24 protein-coding genes and 2 pseudogenes are annotated in these 26,828 nt (G+C 69.5%); 4 read left to right on the top strand and 22 right to left on the bottom strand.

Annotated features, from left to right (window positions below):
• Nucleotides 1-11 precede the first annotated feature (11 nt).
• From ACWDAK_RS30310 to ACWDAK_RS30235, 16 genes and pseudogenes are all read right to left on the bottom strand, one after another.
• A pseudogene (locus tag ACWDAK_RS30310) lies at nucleotides 12-140 on the bottom strand (family 1 glycosylhydrolase); the annotation flags it as partial.
• Between the two features lie 57 nt (nucleotides 141-197).
• Nucleotides 198-782, bottom strand: a complete 585-nt coding sequence (locus tag ACWDAK_RS30305; RefSeq protein ID WP_427395371.1) for a hypothetical protein — start codon at nucleotides 780-782, stop codon at nucleotides 198-200.
• A complete protein-coding gene (locus ACWDAK_RS30300) occupies nucleotides 779-2,176 on the bottom strand; it encodes a hypothetical protein (protein ID WP_427395370.1) in 1,398 nt (465 codons plus the stop codon). Before ACWDAK_RS30300 ends, ACWDAK_RS30305 begins: the two co-directional genes overlap by 4 nt.
• Nucleotides 2,173-2,982 carry an ABC transporter ATP-binding protein gene (locus ACWDAK_RS30295; protein ID WP_427395369.1) on the bottom strand — a complete coding sequence of 270 codons (810 nt, stop codon included), beginning with the start codon at nucleotides 2,980-2,982 and terminating at the stop codon, nucleotides 2,173-2,175. The genes ACWDAK_RS30300 and ACWDAK_RS30295 overlap by 4 nt, the downstream gene beginning before the upstream one ends.
• Nucleotides 2,983-3,014: 32 nt before the next feature.
• Nucleotides 3,015-3,842, bottom strand: a complete 828-nt coding sequence (locus ACWDAK_RS30290) for a zf-HC2 domain-containing protein (protein WP_344640603.1) — start codon at nucleotides 3,840-3,842, stop codon at nucleotides 3,015-3,017.
• Nucleotides 3,843-3,915: 73 nt separating this feature from the next.
• Nucleotides 3,916-4,485, bottom strand: a complete 570-nt coding sequence (locus ACWDAK_RS30285; protein ID WP_344640602.1) for an RNA polymerase sigma factor — start codon at nucleotides 4,483-4,485, stop codon at nucleotides 3,916-3,918.
• A 59-nt stretch (nucleotides 4,486-4,544) separates the two neighbouring features.
• Nucleotides 4,545-4,690, bottom strand: a pseudogene (locus ACWDAK_RS30280) (IS630 family transposase); the annotation flags it as partial.
• A gap of 66 nt (nucleotides 4,691-4,756) precedes the next feature.
• Nucleotides 4,757-5,323 (bottom strand): hypothetical protein, encoded by a 567-nt coding sequence (locus tag ACWDAK_RS30275; RefSeq protein WP_427395368.1) that lies wholly within the window; start codon nucleotides 5,321-5,323, stop codon nucleotides 4,757-4,759.
• Nucleotides 5,324-5,522: 199 nt separating this feature from the next.
• Nucleotides 5,523-6,881, bottom strand: coding sequence for a GH1 family beta-glucosidase (locus tag ACWDAK_RS30270; protein ID WP_344640600.1), 1,359 nt, complete (start codon nucleotides 6,879-6,881; stop codon nucleotides 5,523-5,525).
• Nucleotides 6,882-7,045: 164 nt separating this feature from the next.
• Nucleotides 7,046-7,705, bottom strand: coding sequence for a TetR/AcrR family transcriptional regulator (locus ACWDAK_RS30265; protein WP_344640599.1), 660 nt, complete (start codon nucleotides 7,703-7,705; stop codon nucleotides 7,046-7,048).
• Nucleotides 7,706-7,936: 231 nt separating this feature from the next.
• Complete coding sequence (locus tag ACWDAK_RS30260) at nucleotides 7,937-8,878, bottom strand: permease prefix domain 1-containing protein (RefSeq protein WP_344640598.1); 942 nt, start codon at nucleotides 8,876-8,878, stop codon at nucleotides 7,937-7,939.
• A gap of 44 nt (nucleotides 8,879-8,922) precedes the next feature.
• A complete protein-coding gene (locus ACWDAK_RS30255) occupies nucleotides 8,923-9,285 on the bottom strand; it encodes a PadR family transcriptional regulator (protein WP_344640597.1) in 363 nt (120 codons plus the stop codon).
• A 605-nt stretch (nucleotides 9,286-9,890) separates the two neighbouring features.
• A complete protein-coding gene (locus ACWDAK_RS30250) occupies nucleotides 9,891-11,093 on the bottom strand; it encodes an FAD-dependent oxidoreductase (RefSeq protein ID WP_427395367.1) in 1,203 nt (400 codons plus the stop codon).
• A 117-nt stretch (nucleotides 11,094-11,210) separates the two neighbouring features.
• Nucleotides 11,211-13,688: a PEP/pyruvate-binding domain-containing protein gene (locus ACWDAK_RS30245; protein WP_427395366.1), complete on the bottom strand. Its 2,478-nt coding sequence runs from the start codon at nucleotides 13,686-13,688 to the stop codon at nucleotides 11,211-11,213.
• Nucleotides 13,689-13,740: 52 nt separating this feature from the next.
• Complete coding sequence (locus ACWDAK_RS30240; RefSeq protein ID WP_344640594.1) at nucleotides 13,741-14,490, bottom strand: VC0807 family protein; 750 nt, start codon at nucleotides 14,488-14,490, stop codon at nucleotides 13,741-13,743.
• A 133-nt stretch (nucleotides 14,491-14,623) separates the two neighbouring features.
• The gene (locus ACWDAK_RS30235) at nucleotides 14,624-16,450 is read right to left on the bottom strand and encodes an AfsR/SARP family transcriptional regulator (protein WP_344640593.1); all 1,827 of its coding nucleotides are present in this window, start codon (nucleotides 16,448-16,450) and stop codon (nucleotides 14,624-14,626) included.
• A 1,055-nt stretch (nucleotides 16,451-17,505) separates the two neighbouring features.
• Here ACWDAK_RS30235 and ACWDAK_RS30230 point away from each other — a divergent pair.
• From ACWDAK_RS30230 to ACWDAK_RS30215, 4 genes are read left to right on the top strand one after another with little or no spacing between them, the layout of a single operon-like run.
• Complete coding sequence (locus ACWDAK_RS30230) at nucleotides 17,506-17,949, top strand: helix-turn-helix domain-containing protein (protein ID WP_344640592.1); 444 nt, start codon at nucleotides 17,506-17,508, stop codon at nucleotides 17,947-17,949.
• Nucleotides 17,946-18,446: a hypothetical protein gene (locus tag ACWDAK_RS30225; protein ID WP_344640591.1), complete on the top strand. Its 501-nt coding sequence runs from the start codon at nucleotides 17,946-17,948 to the stop codon at nucleotides 18,444-18,446. The genes ACWDAK_RS30230 and ACWDAK_RS30225 overlap by 4 nt, the downstream gene beginning before the upstream one ends.
• Nucleotides 18,447-18,455: 9 nt before the next feature.
• Nucleotides 18,456-19,673, top strand: coding sequence for an MAB_1171c family putative transporter (locus ACWDAK_RS30220; RefSeq protein WP_344640590.1), 1,218 nt, complete (start codon nucleotides 18,456-18,458; stop codon nucleotides 19,671-19,673).
• Entirely contained in the window at nucleotides 19,664-21,106 is a 1,443-nt protein-coding gene (locus ACWDAK_RS30215; RefSeq protein WP_427395365.1) for an amidase, read from the top strand. Before ACWDAK_RS30220 ends, ACWDAK_RS30215 begins: the two co-directional genes overlap by 10 nt.
• Before the next feature lie 105 nt (nucleotides 21,107-21,211).
• Here the strand turns inward: ACWDAK_RS30215 and ACWDAK_RS30210 are convergent, their stop codons facing one another.
• From ACWDAK_RS30210 to ACWDAK_RS30185, 6 genes are all read right to left on the bottom strand, one after another.
• Nucleotides 21,212-22,201, bottom strand: coding sequence for a quinone oxidoreductase family protein (locus ACWDAK_RS30210; protein WP_344640588.1), 990 nt, complete (start codon nucleotides 22,199-22,201; stop codon nucleotides 21,212-21,214).
• A gap of 28 nt (nucleotides 22,202-22,229) precedes the next feature.
• A complete protein-coding gene (locus ACWDAK_RS30205) occupies nucleotides 22,230-23,264 on the bottom strand; it encodes a methyltransferase (protein WP_427395364.1) in 1,035 nt (344 codons plus the stop codon).
• 36 nt (nucleotides 23,265-23,300) lie between these two features.
• The gene (locus ACWDAK_RS30200; protein ID WP_344640586.1) at nucleotides 23,301-23,756 is read right to left on the bottom strand and encodes a DUF1772 domain-containing protein; all 456 of its coding nucleotides are present in this window, start codon (nucleotides 23,754-23,756) and stop codon (nucleotides 23,301-23,303) included.
• Nucleotides 23,753-24,805, bottom strand: coding sequence for an NAD-dependent epimerase/dehydratase family protein (locus tag ACWDAK_RS30195; protein WP_344640585.1), 1,053 nt, complete (start codon nucleotides 24,803-24,805; stop codon nucleotides 23,753-23,755). The genes ACWDAK_RS30200 and ACWDAK_RS30195 overlap by 4 nt, the downstream gene beginning before the upstream one ends.
• Nucleotides 24,802-25,563, bottom strand: a complete 762-nt coding sequence (locus ACWDAK_RS30190; protein ID WP_344640584.1) for a class I SAM-dependent methyltransferase — start codon at nucleotides 25,561-25,563, stop codon at nucleotides 24,802-24,804. The genes ACWDAK_RS30195 and ACWDAK_RS30190 overlap by 4 nt, the downstream gene beginning before the upstream one ends.
• Before the next feature lie 292 nt (nucleotides 25,564-25,855).
• Nucleotides 25,856-26,806, bottom strand: a complete 951-nt coding sequence (locus ACWDAK_RS30185) for an amidohydrolase family protein (protein WP_427395363.1) — start codon at nucleotides 26,804-26,806, stop codon at nucleotides 25,856-25,858.
• Between the last annotated feature and the right edge of the window lie 22 nt (nucleotides 26,807-26,828).

The following is a 26,828-nucleotide window of genomic DNA, read 5'->3' as shown; positions in this document are numbered from 1 at the left end:
TCTGCGTCCAACTACCCTCTGAGGCAAATCCGGTGGGTGTGAATCAGGTAGCGATACCAGGCGTATGGCGCCTTCGGGGTGGGGCGCTGGGTCTCGAAGCCGACGTGGACGAGCCCGAAGCGCTGGTGGTAGCCCTCGGCCCGTCGAACAGGCTGTCAGGGTATCCGGCCGAGTTCAGCGGCCGGGGGACGTGCCCGCTACCGTCTCGGTCCTGCAAGGGCGTAGAGCACGGTGCCGGTCACCAGCAGGGCTACCGCGGTCCAGGTGGACGCCTCCGTGCCGGGGGGAAAGGTCATCCAGCCGACCGCCTTCCCCACGGTGTGGGGCGGCAGCGGCGGGACGAGGACGGTGAACGCGAGCCAGCCGGTCGGCAGGGTCCAGGCGAGGTGTGCCCCGCACAGCACCGCCCCGAGCGCGGCCAGGCCGGCCAGGCCCGCGCTGTCCCGGACGACGACCTCGGTGGGGGCGAACTTCGCCCCCATCGCCTGGACCGCCAGCAGCGCCGCACCGGCGACCGCGCCGATCAGCAGCATGTGCGCCGCCCGGCGAGGCGCCCACCGGATCGCGGCCGTCCGGTCCAGGGCGAGATCCTGCCCGCCGAGCCCGACGGAGCCGGCCGCCACGCTCGCGGCGAGCACGAAGAAGGCGATCGGATCGATCGCATCCACCGCATCCGTGCCGTCGCCCCGGTTGAAGGCCCACACCGCCAGTGCGACGAGCGTGACCGCGGCGGCCGAGGTGGGTACCTGCCGTGAACGCGCATACAGCATCAGCCACCTCATCGCGATGCCTTCCCCGCCAGCACCGAAAGCTCGTTGTGCCCCGTGCAGGAGAGGGCGGCGGCATGCACCTCGGCAATCCGCGAGCGCTGCTCGGCCGGTGACAGCGCCATCAGCCGCTGCCAGGCGGTGTCGGCGTCCGCCCATGTACGCTGCGAGTACGCGTAGGAGTCCGGCCTCTGCAGTGGTTCGAACTGGTGATCGCCCAGGGCCCAGCTCGCGGCAATGCTCTGTACAGGGATGTCGACCTGCCCCCCGCCCTCCCAAGTGGTGCGCGGTGCGCAGTTCGGTGCCAGGCCCTGGGCGACCAGGAGGCGGGTCAGTTCCGCCCCCGTCGCATGGGCGATCAGCGGGTCGTCGAAGTCGACCAGCACCGCGTCGCCGAAGAGTTGGCGTTCGTCGCCGAGCGCGCGCAGCTCGGTGTCCTCCCGCACCGAGTTCGGCGCCTTGTCGCCCAGGGCGTCGTGCAGCACGCGCAGCGCGTCCTTGCCGCGCGGCGCGAGTTCGGGCAGGTGTGAGCGGTTCGCGTGCGTCACGCACACCGGTCCGTCGCAGACCAGGGTGGCGGCGGCCTTGTCGATGACGTAGGTGTCGCGCGGAGTGGCCGGAAGGATCAGCAGGGCCAGGGCCGCGCCGGCCAGGACGGGGGCCACCGCGAGCAGTCGGGCCCGGCGGGTCGCGGCCGACAGCAGTGCGAAACCGGTGGCGATCAGGCCGAGCAGCCAGAGCGTCTGGCCGAGGTGCACGGAGCCGGACAGGGTCAGCAGTGTCTCCCGCGGCTCCGCGGTCACCGGGACCAGCAGGGCGAGCCGGTTCGGCGCGACGCTCGACGGCAGTGCCCCCTCATTGCTCTGCCGCAGGAGGAGGGCCGTCAGCAAGAGGAGCACCGTCAGGGCCGGCGGGGTGAGCACGGAGGGCACGGCCCGCGCGACGCCCATGCCGAACACGGCGGCCGCGACGAGGCCAAGTACCGCCACCAGCGAGATCGGCAGCCAGCCGAGGCCCGTGTAGGTGGTCGAACCGAGCGCCACCTGGGCGCCGCCCACGAGGACGAGGAGGCCGAAGCCCGTCGCCAGCGCGAGCGCGATCGCACCGGCCGGCAGCGCCGCACGGCGCCAGGCCGGCAGCGGCGTGGTCGTCAGCAGTTCGGTCATCCGCGAGCGGGGTTCACGCAGCCCGTACACCGCCCCGATGCCGACCGCGAACGGCAACCAGAAGGCCAGCAGGTACCGGGTCCACATGGCCATGGTGGTCCACTGGGCCGTCCACCCCGCGTTGCCCTTCCACCAGATTCCGTCGATCAGGCAGAAGATCGCCAGGCTTCCGCCCAGGACGACGACTCCAGCCCACGGGGCGGCGGAGCGCTTCAGCTCGATGCACAGGACACGTGCGTTCACCAGGTGCCTCCCTGCTGCCCGGAGTTGTGGAGCAGCGCCGAGTAGCCGCGCTCCAGGGGGCTGTCGCCCGGGTACTCGGAGCCGCCCGCGGCGGCCAGGTCGTCCGGCGTGCCCTGGAAGACGAGGCGGCCGTCGGCGAAGAGCACCACGTCGGAGCAGGCGGCCGCGACGTCCTCGACCAGGTGGGTGGAGACGACCACGCAGGTGTCGCGGCCCAGTTCCTGCAGCAGCTCGCGGAAGCGCAGCCGCTGCGCCGGGTCCAGGCCGGCCGTCGGCTCGTCCAGCAGCAGCACCGCGGGGTCGTTGACGATGGCCTGGGCGATGCCGGCCCGCCGCACCATGCCGCCGGACAGGGTCTTCATCCGGTGGTCGGCGCGGTCCGCCAGGCCCACCCGTTCCACGGCCCGCTGGACGGCCGCGGGGACGGCCGCCTTCGGAACCTCCTTCAACCAGGCCATGTACTCGACGAACTCGCGCACCGTGAAGCGCTTGTAGTAGCCGAAGTCCTGCGGCAGGTAGCCGATCCGGCGACGCAGGGCCCGGTGGTCGCCCATCGCGCCCACGGAGGTGCCGAGCAGTTCCAGTTCGCCCTCGGTGGGGCGCAGTACGGTGGCCAGCGTCCGGATCAGGGTGGTCTTTCCCGCTCCGTTGGGCCCAAGGAGGCCGTGGGCGCCGATGCCCAGGGAGAGGTCGAGCCCGTCGACGGCCATCTTCTTCCGTCCGACGCGTACTCTCAGGCCGCTGGCCCGGATCTCCCAGGCGTAGGTCTTCGGCGCGGTGTCAGCCGCGCTCGTCACGGGTGTCATGCGGTGGTCCCTTTCGAGGGTGGACATGGGTTTCACAGCGTTGAGTACGCGTTTCTGCGGGCGATCACGGCGCCGGTTCCGAGCGCGAGGAGCAGCCCCCACACGGGCAGCCGGTCCGGCTGGAGGACAAGCTGCAGGGCGAGGGGGACGCGGCCGGTGGCCCACGCGGGTACCACGACGACGACGCCCCAGGCGACCATCAGCCCGACGGCTGCGCGGGTCACGCCGACCACGCTGCCCAGCGCCAGGGCGGTGGAGGTGAAGGCCAGGGAGGGCAGCAGCCACTGCGCGGCGGTCATGGTTCCGGTCAGCCATCCCCCCACCAGGAGCCCGGGCAGGACCACCACGAGAACCGCCGTGGTGCGCCTGAGGAGCAGGGGCAGGCCGGCCCGGGCAGTCGAGGCCGTCAGTTCGTGTGCCGGGTCCAGGCCGCGCGACCACGATGCGGCGACACCGCACAGCGGCAGCACGGGCGCGATCGGCAACACGGGAGAGGCGTCGCCGAAGAACGTCGGCGCCGCGACCGCGTCCAGTAGCAGCGCCATCAGGGTGACGACGACGGTCATGGCCAACCACGGGGCCATGACCGGCGTCAGCCAGGCCGAGACCCACCTCGGGCGGTGTCGCCGCGAGGGCGCCCCAACGGCCGCGTCCAGCTGCGGTTCCAGACCGGCCCGGACGGTGTCGAGGAGCGCGGCGATGTCGGGCGCCTCGGTGGCCACGGAGGCCGCCAGGTGACTCCGGCACGGCGCGCACGTCTCCAGATGGGCCTCCAACGCCCATACCGTGTCCGCGGCCATCGTTGCGTCACCACGTGCGTAGTCGTCGATCAACCGCCTAGACGCGTGTTCCCCGCTCATGCGCCCATCTCGCTTCGCTCGGCAGACGCTTCGCTCAACGCGCGCCTCTTGATGGTTCGCTCGCTTCGCTCGCTCATGCCAGCGCCTCCCGCATCGCGATCCGGGCCCGGCGGGCGCGGGTCTTGACCGTGCCTTCGGGCAGTCTGAGCAGGACGGCGGTCTCCCGGACGGAAAGCCCGTCGAGCACCGTGGCCTGCAGTACCTCTCGGAGTTCCGGCGCCAGTCGCCGCAAGGCATCGCCGACGTCGCCGCCGACGGTCCCGGCGAGTGCCTCGTCCTCCGCCGCGGGCACCACCGCCCGCTCGGCGGCGGAGGCGACGACGACGGGAAGTTCGGCGTGGTGGGCACGGCGCCGGAACGCGTCGACCAGGCGGCGCGCCGCGATCGTCCACAGCCACCCGACGGCCGTCCCGCCGACCGCGCTGCCGGAGAACGCGCCGGCCGCACGCCACACCGCCAGATAGGTCTCCTGCATGACCTCGGCGACGATCTGCTCGTCCGCGCAGCGGCGGCGCAACCGCACCGCCAGCCACGGCGACGTGCGCCGGTACAACTCGTCGAACGCTCCGCGGTCACCTCTGGCCACCAGCCGGAGGAGGCGTTCCTCGTCCAGCTCGTCCAGTGCTCTCCTGCGTGATCTCACACCAGCCAGACGCCCGATGCGGCGCGCAGGTTCTACATCTGCCGTGACCTGCGTCACAGTTCTTCCGAGCGCACGCCCACCCGCAGCGCCGCCGCGATGTCCCTGTTCTGCTCCCCGCTCTCGAAGCGTTCCGCGGCTACCGCCGGACCCGCTCCCGCGCAGCCCTCCCGGCGTCGGTCAACCCGCCGCTCCGCGCGTATCTCATGCCCCAGGACCACCGGATCCTGGCTGCCGCTGTTCGGCGAACGGCCAGGGCATCACCCGACCGAAGTCAGTTCTCTTCGGCCAGCTCCCACAGATGCACGGAAGTCCCATCCTTGGAGATCGTGTACCACGTGCCGCCCCCTGCTGCGCGGGCAGGACCCGAGACGGGAACGGGGTAGGAGATCTCGCCGCGCAGAGTCATCTCGTGCACGTCGACCAACCAGTGGCGGGCTGTTCCATACGGGGCGTCACACTCGGAGGTCCCGGCAACGATGGTGGCCTCATCCACGAAGGCCGCGTCATAGTCCCAGTACACCCTGTCCTCGCCGGTGCTCCCCGGGTGTACCGGCACCGTGTCCGCGGCCTCCAGTTCCCGCAGAACCGAACCGTTCTCCACCTCGTGGAGGGAGAGCGACCACTGCCCGACATCAACGGTCAGGAGGTGCCGGCCGGACGGGCTCACCGCAAGGAGGACCAGCTCGATCCCGATCTGTGCGGCGGTCAGTTGCTGCCCGTCCCAGCGTCCCCACAGCGCAGGCGACCCTTCCTCGCCCTCGCCGACACTCAACCCCGTCTGCGCAGGGTCCGGGTGTGGAGTGTGCTCGGAGTTGGAGGCCACCGTCATGGTGTCCACACGTCCCAGGACCCTTCCGTCCCTGGCGTCCAGGACCACCCACAGTTCCTGGCAGTCCTCCGTGTCCCCGTCGCCGCCCAGCGGAGCGCGGACGTGCGACACGATGCCCCCAACACCTATGTGGAGCCCCGATCTCACTCGTGGCACCTGGGCAGGCAGACCCTTATCGGTAGGTGAGTCGGGAAGTTCGCCCACTCCCCTACCGCGTGAGCCGCGCCCGATGCGCGGCGATCAGGTCGCGGTACCAGGCATAGGAAGCCTTCGGCGTCCGCCGCTGCGTCTCGAAGTCGACATGGACCAGCCCGAAGCGTTGCCGTCCCAGCCCCTCCGCCCACTCGAAGTTGTCGATCAAGGACCAGGTGTAGTAGCCGCGGACGTCCACGCCCTGGGCGATCGCCTCGGCCAGGGCGTCGAGGTGGCTCGCCATGTAGTCGATCCGGAACCGGTCGTCGATGGTGCCGTCGGGGGCGACCCGGTCGTCCACCGAGCAGCCGTTCTCCGTGATGGTGATCGGCGGCAGCGCATCGCCGTACCGATCGCGCAGGCCGAGGAGGAGTTCGCGCAGGCTGTCCGGGACGACCGGCCAACCGAAGGCGGTGCGCGGGACTCCCTCGATCTCGGCCTCGTTGAACGGGAGTTCGGGATCGGCGGGGGCGGCGATCCGGGTCGGGTTGTAGAAGTTGAGGCCTAGTCCGTCCAGGCCCGGAGCGGAGATCAACTCCAGATCCCCGAGGCGCACGCTGCCCCCGAGGTCCCCGCCGACGCCGAAGGCGGAGAGGTCGGGGTAGCGGCCGAGGAGCAGGGGGTCGGTGAACAGCCGGTTGTGCAGCGCGTCGTACGCGGCCGCCGCCGCCACGTCCGCCGGGTCGTCGCTGGCCGGCCAGACCGGGGTGAGGTTGTTGGCGATCAGGACCTGGTGGCCGCGCTCACGCAGCACAGCGGCGGCAAGACCGTGGCCGAGGAGCTGGTGGTGCGCAACGGGCAGGGCGTCGAGCATCAACGTGCGGCCCGGGGCGTGGATGCCCAGCGCGTAGCCGAACACCATGTGCACGAAAGGCTCGTTGAGCGTGATCCAGGCGGGGACGCGGTCGCCGAGCTGGTCCACGACGAGTTGGGTGTACTCGGCGAAGCGGTACGCGGTGTCCCGGGCCAGCCAGCCGCCGCCGTCCTCCAGGGCCTGTGGCAGGTCCCAGTGGAAGAGCGTGGGCATCGGTGTGATGCCAGCGGCGAGCAGGGCGTCCACCAGCCGGTCGTAGAAGGCGAGTCCGGCCGGGTTCGCCGGGCCCGTGCCGGTGGGCTGGATCCGGGGCCAGGCGATCGAGAACCGGTAACCATCCAGGCCGAGTCCGCGCATCAGGGCGATGTCCTCGGGGTAGCGGTGGTAGTGGTCGCAGGAGATCCGGCCGGAGTGGCCGTCGCGGACGGCACCGGGGCGGGCGGCGAATATGTCCCAGACGGAGGGCCCGCGCCCGTCCTCGTCGACCGCGCCCTCGATCTGGTAGGCGGCCGTGGAAGCACCCCAGCGGAAGCCCGCCGGCAGGTCGAATCGAGTCGGCATGGTCAAGCCCCTCTCCGCTAATGTGAGCTGAGCTCATGTTAGGGAACCGGCCGCTGAACTGACAGACACACCGCGTAGAAGCCGCGATGCCACCGCACTCAAACGGTGCGGAGCTGGCGCCGGCGGGGGCGGGGGCGGGGGCGGGGGCGGACCATCATCTTGTGTCACCGCGGCAACGGGGCGGCGATGCCGTTGAAAACGGCGTCGACCAGCTGCTCGGCCAGCGCGGGATCGTCGAGCGGTGCCTCCTTCCAGAAGACGGTGCGTAACAGGATCGGTCCCATCACCACTTCCGAGAGCAGGTCGGGGTTCAGGTCCGGGCGGATCACCCCTTCGGCGACGCCGCGCCGAACTATCCGCCGGACCAGTTCGCGGCGGGGTTCGAGTACCTGCTCCTGGTACATCGAGCGCAGTTCGGGCCAGTTGTCCAGTTGGCCGAGGGCGGTCTTCAGCACCCAGCGCGAGCGCTTGGCCAGACCCCGGCGGCGCATGAACTCCATCATCGCCAGGAGTTCCTCGCGCACCGTGCCACCGGTGAGTTGCGGCTCGGGGGCCTCCAGTCGGGCGACCACATCGACCAGCAGCGCCTCCTTGTTGGGCCAGCGCCGGTAGATGGTGGCCTTGCCGACGCCCGCAGCCGCGGCGATCCCCTCGATCGAGAGGTCGGCCAGGGCCACACCGTCCTCCATCAGCCGCTCGACTGCGGCGACGATCGCCCGCTCCGCCGCCTCGCTGCGCGGGCGGCCCCGCCGCCGGACACACGGCTCGGCGGCCGCGCAGCGGCTCTCGGGTCGAGGCACCGGGGCCGCGGTGTCGATCTGCATGGCCTTGTCCTCCACAGGCTTTCGAAGCCGTTCGTCCCACCGCCACGGCCAGCCACCGCGGTGGCCTCGCCCTCCTTGCCACAGGCGACGGCGCACCCCCGTCCCGGTCAACCGTCGGCCCTTCCCCCGTTCGCCGGGCTAAGAGCTCGGCGGCCTACCACGGCTCGGCCTCGGTACCGAGGCCGAGGACCGTTCAGCCCGGAGGCCGAACACCCCGGGCGCGCCGGGCAGTCAACCCGACCACGGGGCCTTCGTGCCGCGCTGGAGCGTGAATCGGGCCTGGGTGAGGGTGCCGATGGCAGCCAGGGCGAGGGTGAGGACGGCAAGCCAGGCGACCCAGTTGCCCGGAGTGGCCAGGGTTGCCAGCGCGCCACGATCGGCGGCAAGCGCCGGGTTGAGCACACTCGCCCGCCAGAACAGCCAGGCGAGCGGCGCGATGCCGGCCAGGGTGAGTGCGGCATGGGCGACGACGGTCACGGGCCTGCCGCGGCGCAGGCGCAGGCTCACGGCGCTGACCAGGGCGGCGAGAGCGAGCACGGCACCGAAGTAGGGGATCCAGAAGCTCCAGAGGGCCGGGTTGATGATCGGCACATGCCCACCCGTCGGGGTGGTGACCGGCGAGATCACCCGCTGCGCGAACAACGCCGCGATCAACGCCACCGCCCTGACAATGTCGCGGATCAGGTCGCGCACCGTGACGGCCGGGCTCGGCTGCTCGGCGACGGGCAGCTGGTCGGGGGTCCAGGGGGCGGCTGCCCTGACGGCTTCGGGATGGGCCCTGCGCACGCGGTCGGCGATCACGAAGAGGACGGTCACGAGGACCACGAGGTACATGGCGGCGGTCACGATGCTGCCGAGCGGGCGCAGGAGTGCGACCCAGGTGCTCGCCCCGTGGGCGCGGAAGACGATGGCGAGCACGACGTAGGCGAACGGCAGCACGGTCCAGCAGGCGCCTCGCAGCGCGTGGATGTAGCCGGGGTAGCTGTCGGGGCCGATGAGCGCGACGTCCTGGCGGGCGTACCGGGCGGCCAGGCGCTCGGGATCGCCGAGTTCGGCGAGCGCGGCGTATTCGGCGTCGGCCGGACCCTCGCCGCGTTCGATGCGGGACTCGACGTCGTCGGCGATCGCGGCGCGCAGCTCCCGCTCGATCTCGGCCCGCTGCCTGTCGGGCACGCGTTGCACGGTAGCGGCGATGTACCGGTCGGTTAATGTCGCGGTCACTGGTTCTGCCCTTCCGGGATGGTGGCTGAGGTGGGGGCCAGGCGGGTGAATGCCGTGTCGATCGCCTGCCATTCCCGCAGCAGTGCCTGGGCGAGGAGGATGCCGTCACGGCTGGTGTGGTACGCCTTGCGCGGGCGCGGCTGGCTGGTGTCCCACTCGCTGGTCAGCAGTCCCTGGCCCTCCGGCCGGCGCAGCAGCGGATAGGGCGTGTTTACCGCGACCGGCACGCCCGCGAGCTCAAGCTCGTCCAGCAGGCCGTAGCCGTAGCCCGGTGTCCGCAGCGCGAGCAGGCTCGCGAGCACCACGGAGCCACGACGCAGTTCCTGCCTGTGGGCATCGAGGAGTTCGGAGCCATCCACGCACACACCATACTGTGCGGCACACATTAGGGTCTAGCGGCATCAGTGTGTGACGAGTGACAGTGCGCGACAGCGAGTCCCGCCGGTAGCGGGCAGCCGGGCAGGGCGCGTGGTGGCGCCCGCGATGGTGGTGTTGGCGAGGGCCCGCGTGCGGCCGGGGTCGGTGCCGTGGTCATGGGCGAGGAAGCTGTCCCAGCGTGACGCCCATCGCACCTGACCCCATCGAGGAGCCCTTCATGATCTCGCCGACACCGCTGCCCGAGAACGCGCCGCTCTGCGTGCTGGGGACGGGGCAGTGCCGGTCTCCCATCGTCAGCGCCACCACGACGGTCGGCAGCTACCGTCCCGGAAGGCCGGCAAGGGAGTTGATCGGCGGAGGAGTTGGCCGAAGAGCGCGGTACGGGACGCAGGCACAGTCCAGGCCTCCCGGAGGCCGGCTAAGCCTCGCTGACGCACCGTCAGCGCGCGGCGTCCGGCGGCCACCGCACGATCGCCAGGAGTCCGAATCCCCCCGATGACCGCGCGGTGGCCACGCCTCCTCCCACGCGACTCGACGTTCCCACCCGACGCGACCCCGCGTCGCGAAGTCACACCTGAGTGCTCGCCTACTCGTTGTCGAGCAGCCTCCTGCTCCGCAGGATGCGCTCGGCGCCGGCCAGGGAATCCCGAACGGCCTGGTATCCGTATTCGCGCATGTCCGTCTCGTACTGACCGATCGCCTGCAGCAGCAGGTCGGGGAACTCCGCCACCTCCGCGAGATTCCTCGCCAGTGCGGCGGCATCGCGCAGCGCGACGTTGGCACCCACGCCGCCCACGGGGGTGGTGGCGTGGACTGCGTCACCGAGCAGCGTCACCCGGCCGGTCGGCCATGTCGCATCGGGACGAGACGCCCGTATCGACAGCGGAAACGTCACGGCGACGAGCGATTCGTCCAGGATCCGCCTGACGGCCGGGCCCCACTCCGCCGTCATCTCGCAGGCCTTCGCGTGCAGCCACTCCGGGGAGCCACCGAAGAAAGCCGCCTCGTCGACGCCGAACTGCTCGGCAGGAGCGATGAGATTCCATTTCAGGTAGTCGTCCACCGGTGTGATGTCCGCCTTCGGCGCGAACTCCGCGACCGCATCAGTGATCGGCATCTGCGGCTGGAACGTTCCGAGCGCGAGGGTCCGGCCCTCTGGCCCCAGGACGGGTCGGGAGCCGCCGAACACGTTCGGCGGTATCCACCTGCGGTTCTGTTCGTCCAGCATGAGCTGCCCGTAGATCGACCACAGTCCGGTGTCGATCAGGCCACTGTCCGGCACAAGCTGCCTGCGCACGGCCGAGTTGATGCCGTCGGCTCCCACCAGTACGTCCGCGACCCATGCGCTGCCGTCCCGGCAGTAGGCCACGACCCGGTCGTCGAGCAGCTCGTAGCGCTCGAACTCCTTGTCGAAGAAGACATGGTCCGATGTCTCGGACATCAGGATCTGCCGGAGTGTGTGGCGGTTCACGACGATGCTTGCCGTCGCCTCGTCCACGGTGCTCTGGGCGGGAACCGCGGAATGCAGCTCGTTCAGGTTCTCGTCCAGCGTCACGCCGCGGGACTGGTAGGGCTTGTTGGCCGTCGCGGCGAGCAGTTGGTAGTAGTCGTCGTTCAGGCAGTCGGCGAGCGCGGATCGGCCGAGTGCGTCGATCTTCAGGCGGAGCCCCTGGGCACGGGCGTCCGAGGCGACGTCCCGTTCCAGCACCACAACGCCGATCCCCCGTTTGCGCAGGCCCTGCGCGAGGCACAGCCCGCCCACACCGGCGCCGACGATCAGTACGTGCATCTCATCCTCCAGGCCGACCCGCTCGATGCGGTCGGCAGTCCTGGTTTGTCCTTGTGTACGACGTGCACGAGACCGAAATCACCGTCCGGTGGCAGGGCGGCCTCTCGCCAGCTTCACTCATCTCGCCGCCTCCGATCGCCGTGCGGCGATCGAACCGCTGATCAGGCGCACGGTCCCGGCGGCTCCGTCCACCTCGACCAGATCGCCGTCCTGCAGCAACCGGGTGGCGTCACCAGCGGCCACCACCGCGGGAATGCCGTACTCCCTGGAGAGAATCGCCGGGTGGGACAGCAGGCTGCCGCCGTCCGCCACAAGAGCCCCCAGGCTGGGAAAGAGCACTGCCCACTGCGCTGTGGTCTCGGGGCAGACGAGCACGTCACCGCGGCGCAGCTTGCCGAAGTCACGCGGACCGCCGACAACCCGGGCGGGTCCCGTGTAGCGCCCGGCGGCGGCGGCGAGACCGCTGATGCCGTCTGTCTCGGCCGGCGCCTGTGGAGACCCGCCCATCATCCGCGTTGTCCACGCCGCGATGTCCATCACGTGCTTTGCCGCCTCGGAGGGTTCGGCCATGCCCGGCCCCCAGGTCGGCGGCGTCGGCGGAGTGCCGTAGAACCTCGGCCCCGGGTTGGCCTTCGCCCAGTTGAGCTGTCCACGGCCGAGCCGCACCGCCGGGCGCAGATCGCATGGGTCCGCGAGTGCCGCCAGCGCCTGGTCGAGCCCGATGAGGAACACGTCCTCGGGCTGCTGGATCAGCGCCGACCCGGCGAGCCGGTTGCCGAGCTCCAGGACGGCGTACCGCATCAATGCCCACAACGACACGGCCAGATGGGACTTCTCGTCCCTGATGGGCGCGCTCAGCTCCGCGGCCGCCAGCGCCGCCTCGAACTGCTGCCGCTCGGCCGCGGGCCTGCCTGCCAGCCTGCGCTCCAGCTCGTCGCGGCGGGGCTGGACCCGGCGGGCCAACACCGCCCGGCGGTCGGCCAGGTCGAAGGGTTCGCCGAGTTGCGCGACCACCATGGTGAGCACCATGGCGGGCTGTTCAGCGAACGTGGGGTCGGTCAGACCGAGTCGGAGAGTTCGATGCCCGTAATCGGCCAGATACCTGTCGAACGCCGCGGCGAACTCCGGGTCCATGTCCCGGAGTTGCCCGACCGCGCTCTGCACGTCGCGCTCCAGCGCCGCGCTGAGCGCAGGTTTGGCCGCCGCCAGCCGGGCGAGGTCGCCCAGGGCCACGACGGCGCCCATGTGCTCCCCGACCAGCCCGCTGCGCAGCGGGAGCAGGTCGTCCGGCGGCCAGTCGAGCAACTCCTGTGCCAGCAAGCCAAGTTCGGCGCCGATGAACATCGCCGCGCCCGCGATCCGGAAGTACACATCGTGAAGTTCGGAGAAGAAGCCCGTCAGCTCGGCGACATGAGCGGCAAGCGCCGCATCGTCCACTGCGCCGAGGTCGGTCTCACGCAACCGCCGGATGCGTGCCACGAAGCCGGGCTTCCACTCGGATTCCCATCGCCTGACGACAGCGAGCGGCGCGCCCTCGGCCACCAGTTCGGCGATGCGCTCCGAACGCCGGATCAGCTCCGGCATCGTGTCGGGCAGCGGGTTGAGGTACACCCAACCGCCGATGGTTGTCGCCGTCAGCGGCGCGCCGGTGGTGAAGTCGAAGAGCCGTTTCGCGGAGGCGGCGAACACCGGCAGGAACACCGAGTTCTCCATCGGAGCCCTGGCGTCGGGGGATCGTACGTCCCGGACGAAGAAGCCCGGCGGGACCTCGATGTCGATCGGCACGAGGTCGTGGTCCTCCACGAGCGTTGTGATCGGGCGTGCCTGCAGTAGCCAGAGTTCCCCCGCCGCGAACGCCCACTCGATGTCCTGCGGGGTGCCGAAGTGTTCGGCGACACGGCCGACCAGCGCCTCGACCTCGCATACCTGGGCCTCGGTGACGGCCTCACGGGACCCGGACAACAGCTGGGCCGTCCCGTCGCGGACCGACCATTCGTCGGCGACGGTCTCCCCTGCCATCAGCCTGTCACCGAGGCCGGTCACCGCGCTCACCATCGTTTCGCCACGGTCACCCGTCACCGGATTCGCGCTGAACGCCACTCCCGCGGCTGCGGCAGGCACCATGGCCTGGACCAGGACGCCCATCCTCATCGGGGCATCCTCACCGTTCCGATAGGCGGCCACGCGGTCCGAGAACGCCGACGCCCAGCACTGCCTCAGGGCGTCGGCAACCGCGTCGGCCCCACGCACGTCGAGGACCGAATCGTACTGTCCGGCGAACGAGCGTCCGGCCAGGTCCTCTTCAATGCCGGACGATCGCACCGCGACCGGACCATCGCCGAGTTCCCGGAGCGCCGCCGACAGTTCCGCGCGGAGCGCGTCCGGTAACTCCGTGCAGCGGATGCGTTCCACGACCGCGTGCGGGTCGGCGGGATCGATGCCGTCGAGCACATCCGTGAGCACCTGCCAGGGAACCCCGAATCCATCGGGGACGCGGAACCCGGTCTGCCGCAGCTCACCGAGTACCGCGGCCTTCCTTCCGACCCGGTCCACGTCGTGAAGGCCGAGCTGAGCGAGTGGAATCAGGTAGGCCATCGGCTCCTCTGTTTCTCTCCTGTCACGGCGTTGCCAGGTTTCCACGGTTCCGTCATGACTGACGGAACCCTTCGTGCGCGGGCGTGTCCGTCCCGCCTTCGGAGGCCGTCGGAATGTCGGTTCCGGAATCCGCGGACTCAGCCTTGAGCTGTTCGACGATTTCCAGCACGATTTCTCGTGCGGGCATGATCAGCTTTTTGGAGACCACACCGATGACCACGAACAGCAGGATTCCCGCGACGTTCGACAGGAGTAGGGAAACGTCGATCCGGCTCACCGGGTAGACGTAGATGACGAGGACCCGAACTGCGGCATCGACCACCATGATCGTCCCGATCGCGGTCGTCAACGTGCGTTGCTGCTGCCGGTACCTGGCGACGTCCTGCCACGCCTTCTCGAAAGCCCTGGCCCGCAGCGGGTCTCCGAACGTGGCCATGGACGCGGTGGTCACGGCGGTGAACGGTCGGCGACCGAACAGCGTGCCCAGGCAGAACAGCCCGCCGATGAGCACGTACAGGGGCTGTCGGCAGGCCGCGATACGCGCGTCGTTGGTGACGAAGGAAAGCCCGAGCGTCGCGGCCAGCTCCACGAGCACCAGGACACCCACCACATCGAGCTTGCGCCGACGAATGGTACTCAGGACGGTCAGGACTCCGACCACGATGCCCGGGATCGCGAGCGACCAGATCACACTGACGCCCGCCGCCCGGAGAATGAAATATCCGCCGATCGACACGAAGAGATCGAGAAATACGGTTGCCAAGCCGCCGAGCTGTGGCCGCTTCTGTGCCTTGGATTCCATGTGTGCCCCTGGTCCAGCCGTTGTTATCGCAATCATCATCACCAATCAGCCTGGGAGTCGTATAGTGACATGTCTACGGACCTCGGTAGGAGTTTTCTCCTATACCGCGGGGCACCGGCCCGAGCCCACCACCTCAGGCTCCGGCTGCTCGAACCGTCGCCAGTTCGCCGCTGATCAGGTCGTCGATGAACGAACGCACCAGGACGGGCATCACATAACTCCCCGGGCCGATTCCGGCCGCGACCGCATGCAGGAACCGCAGCTGCTTCAGCTGGCTGAGCACATGTTCGGTGCTGGCACGGTCCCAGCCGCACAGTTCTCCGATCCGCACCGTCGTGATGGAACACAGACCGGAGACGGCCATCATGGTCAGGGCCTTCCGTCCCTGGCTGTCGAGCAGGCGGTATCCGGCGGCGTAGGTCTTGCGAATGTCCCACTCCCCGAACCGCATCTCCTCCAGCCGGGCCTCCGGAGCCGCCAGACGCTGCGCCGCCGCCGGCAGCGAGGCGTAGACGCCGGTCGTCACCTTCGCCGCCACGATGCGCAGGGCCACCGGAAGCTGGTCACACACCTTGACGACGTCGTAGGCCACGTCCTCTGCGCCGGCCACCCGTTCCCCGCCGATCATCGAACTCAGGACCGCGACGCATTCGTCGACCGACGGGGCGTTCAGCTGGAAGGAACGCGATCCCTCCAGGCCGCCGATGGCCAGCTGGGAACCGGTGATGAGGACCGCACTGCCCGGTCCGGAGGTCAGCAGCGGGCGGACCTGGGCTCGGGATGCGGCATTGTCCAGCAGAACGAGCACTTGGTGCTGCCTGGTCCAGCTTCGGAACAGCTGCGAACGCTCGTCGAGGTCGCCCGGGATCTCCTCACCCTTGAAGCCCACGCCCCTCAGGAACTTGCCGAGCACCTGGTAGGGCTCAACGGCGCCCCCGTCCAGGTCGGCGTACAACTGACCGTCGCAGAAGCGGTCCCGGATCTCGTGGCACACCCGGACCGCCAGTGCGGACTTTCCTGTTCCCGGGCTGCCGGTCAGCGTCACGATGGTCGGAGCCAAGGCGTTCTGGTTCGGCCTCAGCATCCGGCCCAGTTGTTCGATCTCGGCTGTGCGGCCGGTGAACTCCGCTATGTTTCCGGGCAGTTGTGCCGGCGTGATGGTCTCGCGGGCCTGCCACGAGGACTCGATCTCACTGACGCTGCTGGAGTTGGAGTTCAGCAGCTTGTTCTGCAGCTCCTGCAGGCTTGCCGACGGGTCGATTCCGAGCTCGTCCCGGAGGTTCCTGCGAAGCGTCTGATACAGGACCAGCGCTTCGGAGCGTCGGCCCATCCGCTGCAGACTTATCATGAGCTTCGCGTGCAGGTTCTCGTGGTACGGGTGTTCCGCGCACAGCGACTTGAGTTCGGCGACGAGTTCCTGGTGATAGCCCAGCCGCAGCTTTGCTTCGATTCGCAGCTCCACGGCCTGGAGTACGGATTCGCCGAGCTGGCCGATATACGATTCGAGCAGCTCCCGTGCGCTCACGTCATGCAGCGGAGCCGCCCCGCACATGCTCAGGGCCTTGGTGACAACCGTCAGCGCAGCCTCGTCCGCGCCTTCCTGGAGGTGATCCCGCGCCTCTTCGACAAGGCTGCGGAAGATGTCCACGTCCAGCTCGTCCCGCTTGAGCCGTAGTACGTACCCGACCGGCTTCGTCACGAGCACGTCCTTGCCGTTCAGGCCGTTCGTTGTCAATAACCGCCGTAATTGGTATATGTAGGTCTGCAGCGTGGCCATGGCACTCACCGGCGGCTCTTCACCCCACAGCTCGTTGATCAGTGACCCGATCGCCACCACGCTGTTTCTGCGAAGCGCCAGAAGAGCGATGAGCGTCCGCAGTTTCGAAGCCGTCGGAGTAGCGTCGACACCATCAATCGTGACGGCCAGAGGTCCCAGAACTGAGATCATGATCGGCAACATACCCACTTTCTAACGACAAAGCGCGGTAATGGACCCTGCTTGAGCCTGACTCACCTGCGCCTGCGACCATCTCTGATCTGCCCACCCGCGGGCGAGCGGCGCGCGCTCCAACTCACCTCCCAACCACTTGAACGGGCCATCGCTGAACCTCGACTGACCGGGCGAGCCTTTCCACAACACCCCGACACCCTCTCGGTGGCGGCCAACCCGCATCCCCGCGCGCACCTCCTGCCTGCGGGGCCGCCGGCACCGACCAGCCCATCCTCGGGCGAACAGCCACGGCATCGCCCAATCAAGTCCAGGCAGCACGATGACAAGTCGGTGGGCTTTCGTGCCCGCGCGAGAGTGGCCGTAGCCCCGCCTGGCCTTCTCGGGCCCGTACGCCCAGCAACTTGGTTGCACGCCTGATCCCGCAGCGGCGAATTCCGACGATTGCGGCCGTCCGAGCAGCGACGGATGCGACACAGTGCGGTGGCGAGTTCGGTGGGTCTCCGAACCGGGTCAATGGTCGCGGTGGCTGCATGTGTCGCGCGACAGACCGATCCGTGGAACGGACACCTCGTGCGCCTCTTACCGAAGCAAACAGACTTCCGTGCCTGACGGCAAGTGGTGCACGAATCTCTGATTGTCTTTCATCATGGCCACCTGTCAAGAGCGGCTTGTCGCCGACCATCTGTGGGAGCTGGTCTAGCCATTGCCGTCATCGTTGGCGTCGCGCCGACAGGTGGCGTCGCCTGCACCGCGCTTCCATGCGAGACGCACCCCAAACCCACACCACTACCCACGCCAGCCCCTCCTTCCGCGCTCTCTCACGAAGGGAGCCGGATGAAATTCGCTGCACCGCGGCTCGAGGGCGTCGACAGTCCTCTGCTGCAGTCAGTACTGGTCGTTTATGCCTTCGCAGCTGCCTTGCCTGACACAGGATCGCCAGGTGAGCCGGCCGTGCGCCACGGGGACGCGACTGCTGGCACACGGATTAATCTCAGTTAACATACCGAGAGTCGCATGATCCGCATAGGGTGTCAACTAGGGTTAACCGTGGGAACTATGGGGAGGTGGTTCTGTTGACCGGGACGTTCGAGGAGCGACTGAACGCGCTGTTCGAGACGGTCCATCCGCCCGACCGTGGCCCGTACAGCAACCACGAAGTGGCCGACATGCTCCGCGAACGCGGCAGCACCTCCGTCTCCCACGTCTATCTGTGGCAGTTGCGCACCGGACGGCGGGACAACCCCACCAGGCGGCACCTCGAGGCGCTGGCGACGTTCTTCGGTGTCCCCGTGGCCTACTTCTTCGACGACAGCACTGCCGACAGAGTCACAACCGAGCTGGCCCTCGTCAGACGGTTGCGCGAGAGCGGAGTACAGCGTGTCGCCATGCGGGTGGCAGGACTGTCGCCGCAGAGCCTGGACCAGGTACTTGCCACCGTTGAGCAACTACGCGCACAGGAAGGGCTCACGTCCTGCGCGGCCGACGAGGAAACGGACCCGAACCCATGAGGGACAGCACGCAGAGCATCTGCCGACGCTTCGTGCACGGCTTGAACCTGCCGCGCGTCAGCAGCGTGAGGGAGCTCCTCCCCGTCGTCGAAAGCCGGTCAGGCTACCCGATCCGGCTCGTCCACGCCTCCGGGGACATCGTGCAGGGTGTGTGCGGCCTCTGGATCCGGGTGGAGCGCGCAGACTTCATCTTCGTCCACCAGGACACCAGCCGAGCCCACCAGGACCACATCATCGCGCACGAGCTCGCGCATATTCTCCGCGATCACCAGGGCTCCCCCGTCCTTCCTCCGGTCAAGCCGGTCTCCGACCGACTGGTCCCCGACCTCGACCCGCAGGTGGTGAAGATGATGCTGGGCCGCACCAGTTACGAACACGAGGACGAACGGGAGGCCGAGATGATCGGCACCTACCTGCAGCGTCACGTACACCGTCCCGGCCTCCGCCTCCAGGGCCACGATCCCGTGGCGGAGACCTTACTGCGCGGACGGCGGTGACAGGGATCCATGCAGCAGTTACTGCACCCGCTCTGTCTGACCCTGGCCGTCACCGGCTTCCTCGTACTGCTCTGGCCACCGCGATACCTGCGCCGGGACCGGGCGCTGACCGCCCTGGTCGGCGTCTACGGCCTGTCCGCGCTCTCCTTCCTCGTGTCCATCGATCCGGTCTGGGGGCTGCTGGGCGACGCGACCGGCAACCCGTCCATCGGCATCCTGGCCGCATTCGGCACCGTCACGGCTCAGGTGACGCTGCAGATCGTCGTCCTGGCCGACTGGGTGCTGCCGCACGAGAAGGCCCGCAGCAGGACCCGGCTCTGCCTCGCGGCCGGGGCGGCGGTCATCGCCGCTCTGGTGGTGCTGTTCCTCCTGCTGCCTGCCTCCGGCCGGATCTCCCCGCAGGCTTTCACGGCCAGGTACATCCACGTCGGCGTCTACCAGACGTTCCTGACGCTCTACATCGGTGCCTACACCATCGGGCAGGGCATCCTTGCCGTGGTCTGCTGGAGAAGGGCCGGCGGCACACGCGGGACCTGGATCGCCCGCGGTCTGCGCATCGTGGGAGCCGGGGCGTTGCTGACCTTCGGCTACAGCACGATCCGACTCGTGGACGTTGCGGCCGCGGTCTTCGGCTTCACCCCTCTGTCGCGGTCCGCGGAGCGCTTCGCATGGCTCTGCGCCGACGGCGGCAGCACGCTTGTCCTCATGGGATTCCTCATTCCCACGCTGGCCATCCACATCGTCCCGAGGGCCCGGGCCTGGGGACGCGCCTATCGCGACCACCAGCGCCTGGCGCCGCTGTGGCACGCCGTGTACGAGGCTCTGCCCACCATCGCGCTCCACACGCACCGGGCCGCCTCGGCGCACGGCCCGTCCCTGTGGGGTGCCACCTGGCACCTGTACCGACGCGCCGTCGAGATCCGCGACGGCCAGTGGGCTCTGCGCCACCACCTGGACGAATCCGTACGCCGCGCGGCCGAGGCGCGGTACGCTGCCACCGGGCTGCGGGGTGCCGAGTTGGCCGCCGCGGTCACCGCCGACCAGCTCCGCGGGGCGCTGACCGCCTACCACCGCAACGAATCACCGAAGACCCCGACCGAATACGCCGACGCGGGCATCCGCGACGACGTACGCACGCCAAACGACGACGTTCGCGCGCTGCTGCGCATCGCCGCCCACTTCGAGGCCGTCTCCGAACACGAGGATGCCGCCACTTCATGGACCTGATCCGCCACTCCGCCCGCGAACAGCTGGATGCCCTGAACCGAGGAGAGGTCTCCAGCCGCGAACTGACGACCGCGCACCTGGACCGCATCACCTCCCATCCCGAGTACAACGCGGTGGTCACCCTCGGAGCCGAGGCCGCCCTGGCCGCGGCCGCGGCAGCCGACGAGCAGCGCGCCCGCGGCCGGACAACAGCCCTCCTGGGACTTCCGATCACCCTCAAGGACGCGCTGGAGACCGAAGGCCTGCGCACCACGTGCGGTTCGGCGGAGCTGTCCGAACACGTACCAGGACGCGACGCGGACGCCGTGGCCCGGATGCGCGCGGCCGGTGCGGTCATCCTCGGCAAGACGAACACACCGCCGTTGTGCCAGGGCATCCAGACCAGCAACGAGCTGTTCGGCACCACGCCCAATCCGCACGACCCGCACCGCACCACCGGGGGCTCCTCCGGCGGCTCGGCCGCAGCCGTGGCCGCCGGCCTCAGCCCGCTGGACATCGGCAGCGACCTGGCGGGCTCACTACGGCTGCCCGGCCACTACTGCGGGGTCTACAGCCTGCGGCCCACTTTCGGCGTCGTGCCGAACCGGGGCCACATTCCGCGCCCACCAGGCTGGCTGACGACCTCGGACATGCTCTGCATAGGCCCTCTCGGGCGCAGCGCGGCCGATCTCGCGCTCGCGCTCGGTGTGCTGGCCGGTCCGGCACCCCATGATTCCACCGCGTGGCGGCTGGAGTTGCCACCGCCCCGACACGAGAGGCTGGCCGACTACCGCATCGGTTTCTGGGCCGACGACTCCTTCTGTCCGGTGGACGCGGCCACCCGAGCCTTGCTGGAGGAACTGGAACGGACCTTGCGCAACACAGGCGTCCGTATCAGCGACTCGGCGCCCCCGGTCGACATGGCCTCTTCCGACCGGCTGTTTCGCTCCCTCATGCTCGCCGGCAGCGCTGCCAGCGCTCCGCCGCAGGCGTACGCCGCCGAGGTGGAGGCCTCCCGGAAGCTGTCTCCAGGCGATGAGTCGCCCGGGGCCCAGTACCTCCGTGACCGCACGATGAGTCACCGGGACTGGCTGCAGGCCAACGAGGAACGCCGACGGCTCCAGGATCGATGGGCCGCCTACTTCGGTGACGTCGACGTCCTCATCACCCCGGCCGCGCCGACGGCCGCAGTACCGGACCAGACGGACGTGCCCGTGTCCGAGCGCTACATCACCGTCGACGGCCGGCGTCGCGGCTACTGGGAGCAGACCACCTGGCTGAACCTCGCCGGCCTCGTCCACCTGCCGGCCGCCACCGTCCCGTTGGGCCGAACCCGTGAGGGGCTGCCGCTCGGCGTCCAGCTCATCGGCCCGCACCTGGGCGATCGCACGGTCGTCAAGGTGGCGGGACTGCTGGGCGAACTACGGGATGCGCAGACGGTGGTGCCGGCCTGAGAAGGGATGGCCCGGTCTGGAATGTGAGCAGGTGTCAGCAGTCGGGCTACCTGACGGATGGACATGACCACCGGCAGGGAGCGCGGACCCGCGGTGCCGCACCCGTCACGAGAACCGGAAGACGATCTTTCCGGTCACGGTGCCGGACAGCATGGCTCGCATGCCTCGCCTGACATCGCGCATGTCGAGCAGATCGGCAACAGTCGGACGCAGACCGGTGGCGACGAGAAAACTCATCAGACTCGTGAGATCCTCGGCCGTCCCCATGCCCGAGCCCAGCAACCGGACCTCCCGGAAGATGAAGTCCCGTACGAGGCTGCCGGCGCCGGTCGGCCCCAGGTCGCCGCTGTCCCGGTATCCCGCGCAGACGATCGCCCCGTTGGGCCGCACGCTGTCGACGGATCCCATCCAGCCCGACCCGCTGATCGAGGCGTCCATAACGGCGTCCACGGGTTGGGGCAGCAGGTGCGACCCGCTGAAGAGGGCATCCGCGCCGAGCCGGAGCGCCAACTCGCGGTCGTCGGGCTCGCCGACGACCCAGACGCGTACCCCCGCCGCGTTCGCGAGCGCGATCGCGGCGGAGGCGATGGTACCCAGGCGGCGCCTGCCGTGGACCACGACAGTCTGCCCAGGTTCGACGGCGGCGGTGACGAACAGCATGCGGTAGGCGGTCAGCCACGCGGTGGAGAGGCAGGCCGCGTCGACGGCGGACAGTTCGGGCGGTTTCGGGAGCGCGTTGCGGCGCGGAACGACCGCGATCTCCGCAAAGGTGCCCTGGTGCTGTTCGGAGAGCACCGTGCGCCCCGGATCCAGATTCTCCGGTCCCGTCCAGCCGGGGGACATGACCGATGAATGCACGACGACCTCGGTGCCGTCGTCGAGCACGCCGCAGCCGTCGCTGCCGAGGATCACGGGATAGCGCTGGCGGGCACCCGCGCGCCCGCTCAGCACCGTGATCTCCCGCATGTTCAACGACGCCGTGAGCATTCTGACGGTCGTCCATCCGACGGCGGGCGACGGCGGGCGGTGTTCGCCGACCACTGCGGCGGCCAGCGGGTCGGCGGCATTCGGTTGGGAGCAGTACACCGCGATCATGGCGCTCCGTTCCTCGGGCGGCAGGTTCTCAGACGGTCGGTTTGCGGCCGACGAGCAGTGTGTCGCTGTGGCCGAGCGGCCGGGCCCGGATGTCGGCGCAGCCTGCCGCAGCGAGCCACTGGCTGCCCTCGCCAACGGTGTACTCGGAGCCCTCCTCAGTCACCAGAAGCATGTTGAGACTGATGAGGATGCGCGCCAGATCGGTGGGCTCATCGCTGAGCATGGCGTCGTAGATCAGCAGCGCTCCACCCGGATTGACAGCCTCGTACGCCTTGCGGACCAGGAACTCCCGTTGTTCGACGGACCAGTTGTGCAGGACGTGGCCGAGGATGAGGACGTCGGCGCGTGGCAGCAGGTCGGTGAAGAAGTCACCGGCGTGGAACCGGACACGTTCGGTGACACCGAGTTCGGCGGCGTGGTCGGCGCACGATGACGCCAGCTCGGGGAGGTCGAACACCGTGGCCCGGAGGTGCGGGTGACGAATGGCCAGCTGTGCGACGAGGTTTCCCCGGCATCCGCCGATGTCGGCGACGTGCTGGTGGGAGTTCCACTCGAAGGCGTCGGCCAGGTGGCCCGCGATGAGCCCGTTGGCCGAGTCCATCATCTGGAGGTACTGATCGCGTTGCCGAGGGTCGTCCAGCATGGCCCGGAACGCCTCCTGGCCGGCGCCGGCAGCCTGTGGCTCACCGGAGGCCAGGGCCTGGGCGAGGTTCTGCCACGCGGGATACAGCATGTGGTCCGCACGGCGCAGGAAGCCACCGACGTAGTCGGCTCCACCGGGTACCAGGGTGGCGGACGCGGTCGCGCTGTTGGCATAGCGACCGTCCCGCAGTTCCAGCAGCTCCAACAGGACCAGTCCGTGCAGGAGTTCACGGGTCCCGCGACGGTTCAGGCCCAGGCGTCCGGCGAGTTCGGCCTCGGTCGACGGACCGTGCTGATGCAGATCCGCGAAGACGCTGAGCTCGTTGGCGGCCAGCAGCAGCTTCGCGTGGCAGAACCCGTTCGCCAGGCGCTTGACCGCTGCAGAGGCGGGGGCCTGCGACGGCACGGCTAACTCGGTCATGGTCACTTCCTTGCAGACTTGGGAACGGATGTGCTGTTACCGGAGAGTCGCCACACCGGCGGTGTTCGCCGCCACAGCACACAGCGCCAGCACGGTGCGTGTCAGATGCCAGTTTGCCCAGCGTGCCCGGGGGTCGTCCCAGTCATCACCGATGGACTGCGGCTCGGTGTTCTTGACTGTTCTGTTGATCGGGACATTGGCGAACTGGGACACCAGGCTCACGCCCAGCTGGGCGAGGGCTGCGGCCACGAACAGGGCGATGCGCGCCCTGCCGGAGACCACGGCTGCCAGGACGATGTCGGCTACGGTGCAGCTGATCACCAACGGTGGCATGACCCGGTCGTAGTGCCTCCCGACGAGCCTGTGCACCTGGATGTACTGCGTTGGGGAAAGGCCCTTGAACGCGGGCACGATCCCCAGCGCCACCGCGACCAGCACGCCGGCCATGGTTCCGTTGGCTCCCAACACGAGCGCGCTCAGGACGGCGATCACGGCGCCCCGCTCATCGGGGCCGTCGCGAACTCCGCCATCCCCGCCTCGAAGCCGATCCGCGGCCGCCACTCCAGCTCGCGCATGATCCGGGCAGGTGAGGCCACGATGTGCCGGACGTCGCCGAGCCGGTACTTCCCGGTGAGCACCGGCATCGGGGAGCCCGCCGCTTCGGCGAGGGCGACGGCGACATCGCCGATCGTGTGCGGGGTCCCGCTGGCGACGTTGAACGCCCGGTGTCCGCTGCCCGTCCAGCGCAGCGCCGCCAGGCTGGCCTCCGCCACATCGTCGACGTGCACGAAGTCGCGCATCGAGCCGCCGTCCTCGTAGACGATGGGCGCCTCCCCGCGCGCGACCGCGCTGCGGTAGACCGCCGCCACGCCCGAGTAGGGGCTCTGATAGGGAATGTCGGGCCCGTACACGTTGTGGTAGCGCAGCGAGACGGCCTGGCCCCCGGTCTCGGTCGCCCAGGCCCCCACCAGGTACTCCTGGGCGAGCTTGGTCACCGCGTAGATGTTCCGCGGCGGATCGAGCGGATCGGACTCGGTCACCGCGCTGGACACCAGCTCGTTCCCGCACTCCGGGCAGCGCGGCTCGTACCGACCTGCGTCCAGGTCCGCGCGGCTGCGCCGCGACGGCCGCACCCGGCCGTGCACGGAGCAGTCGTACTGGCTGTCGCCGTAGATCGCCACCGAACCGGCCAGCACCAGCCGCCGCGTCCCGGCCTCGGTCATCGCGACGAGAAGGTTCGCCGTCCCCAGGTCGTTGCAGCTCACGTGGTGGCGGGCGTCCAGGATCTCCCGCCCCCTGCCGATCACGGCTGCGTGGTGGCTTACCAGCTCGACACCGCGCAGCGCCGCCTCGACGGTCTCCTGGTCGCGGACATCGCCGTGGACGAACTCCACCGCGTCGGGGAACTGCGGCGGGACCTGCTCCCGGTGCGTGTCGCTCAGCAGCGCGTCCAGCACCCGCACCTCGTGGCCGGCCCCGACGTACTTGTCGACCACGCGGCGCCCGATGAACCCGGCGCCGCCGGTCACCAGGATCATCACTGCTGCGGTCCGTCGTTCATCCGGCAGACGAAGCCCATGAAGTAGCGCTCCTTACGGACCTCCACCACCTCGTCGAAGACGTCGCGGAGCACGGCGACGGCGTCCTCGCTCTTGGTGAGCTGTGTGCGGTAGGCCCCGGTCTTGAGCTGTCCGGCGGACGCCCGGATGATCACGGCGGTCCCGAAGAACGAGGCCGTGCGCACCAGATGGGCCGCGGTGCCGTAGCGCTTGCGCTGGAACTCGTGGAAGTTGTCGCCGATCCACAGGTTGCCGACGAACACGCCGCCGGGCTTCATCAACGACCGCAGCCTCACCAGCACCTGGCGGAGGTCGCCCAGGTGGTGGATGGCGTCCAGGCACTGCACCAGGTCCGCCTGTCCCAGGTCGTGGTCGGCCCAGAAGTCGCCTTCCACGAGCTTGAGATTGTCGTGCTTCACCCGCTTCGCCGTACGCGCTAGGCCCTCGGCGGAGATGTCGATCGCGGTGATCTCGCTGGCCGGTGTCAGCTTGGCGGCCATCGCGGTGAACTCGCCGGTTCCGCAAGCGACTTCGATGACCTGCTTCGCGTCCTGCCCGTACTTGCGGAGCAGCTCGGCGATCGTCTCCTTCTGGGTCAAGAACTCCGACCTGAGCTGTACGTGTTGCTCGGCTGCCGCACGGTCCCAGAACCGCGCGGCCCAGTACTCGCGGCCGTCCGGCGGGAACCCCTCCAGCAGTGCGCTGCCGCCGCGAGCGAGTAGTTCTGCCAGCATGTCCATGCCTCCATGAAGGGATCTCAGCACTGCGCTGTCGGGTCCGAGCATCGGGCCCGGGGCTCAAAAGGCGATCCAGTCCCAGTGGTCCGGCCGACTGGAGCGGGGGCGAGCCCGGCCCGCGCGTCCCGCCACACCGACCTGGCACCGTCCATCGGCGGCGTGCGCAACTCCCCGCGGAACCGCGGTCGTTCCGTCCCCTGGTCCACAGGACGCCCGCCCGGGAGAACACGGCCGGACAAGCCGCAGGGCCCGGCGCGTCGTCCACGACGACGGGCCGGGCCCTGCTGAATTCCGGTCACCCGACGGCAGTCGGTTCCGGGTCGACCGCCCCCGGGCGTCCCGGGACGAGGAACAGCGCGAGCGCGTTGTCCCGCTCGATCATCCGGCGGACGGCGTCCGGGACGCCGTCGAGCGCCCGTGCGCAGACCGCTACGGGCTCGGCCGGGGCCGCGCACCAGTCGGTGCCGAACAGGATCCGCTCCGGGCCGGCCACCGCCAGCAGTGAGGGCAGCGCGGACTCGCCCACCAGCGCGGTGTCGTAGTAGAAGCGGCGCAGGGCCGCCCGCACCCGGTCGGGGTCGATACCGTAGAACGCCTCGCCGAGCACCTCGATCCGGCTGGCCGCGTACGGCAGGAAGCCGCCTCCGTGCGCCAGGATGAAGGAGATGTTCGGGTACCGCTCCAGCGCCCCGGACCTGATCAGGCTGATAGCGCCCCGAGTGGTGTCGAGCAGGAAGTCGGCCAGCACCGGAGGCGAGGCCTCGACCGGCCCGCCCGGCAGCGTCATCGGGTGTACCAGGACGACCGCGTGCCGACGGTCGAGCTCGGCCAGCAGCGGCTCGAACAGCTCATCGCCCAGGTAGTTCGAACCGGCGTGCGGCACCAGCACGACCCCGTCGGCCCCGAGCTCCTCGTAGACATAGCGCAGGTGGTCGAGGGCGACGTCCACGAAGGGCATCGGGAGTGCGGCGAGCAGGCCGAACCTGCCGGGATGGTCGGCCGCCAGTTCGGCGACGGCCTCGTTGGCCCGGAGGGTGAAGGCCGCCGCCTGCCGGGCGTCGGTGAACAGGTCCCCGGGGATCGGATTGGACACCACGGCCCGGTCGATGCCGTGGGTGTCCATCACCTCCCAGGTGCTCTCCAAGGACCACGGAAGCACGAACCGGGCACCGCTCTCCCGCATGAGCGCGGAGATCTTCGGCACGATCGCGTGGTGGTGCACATCGATCCGGCGCGGACCGCTCATCCCTTTCACCCCTTCCAGTCCC

The sequence above is a fragment of the Kitasatospora sp. NPDC001175 genome (assembly GCF_053598215.1).
This window is presented reverse-complemented; position numbering and strand designations above follow the sequence as displayed.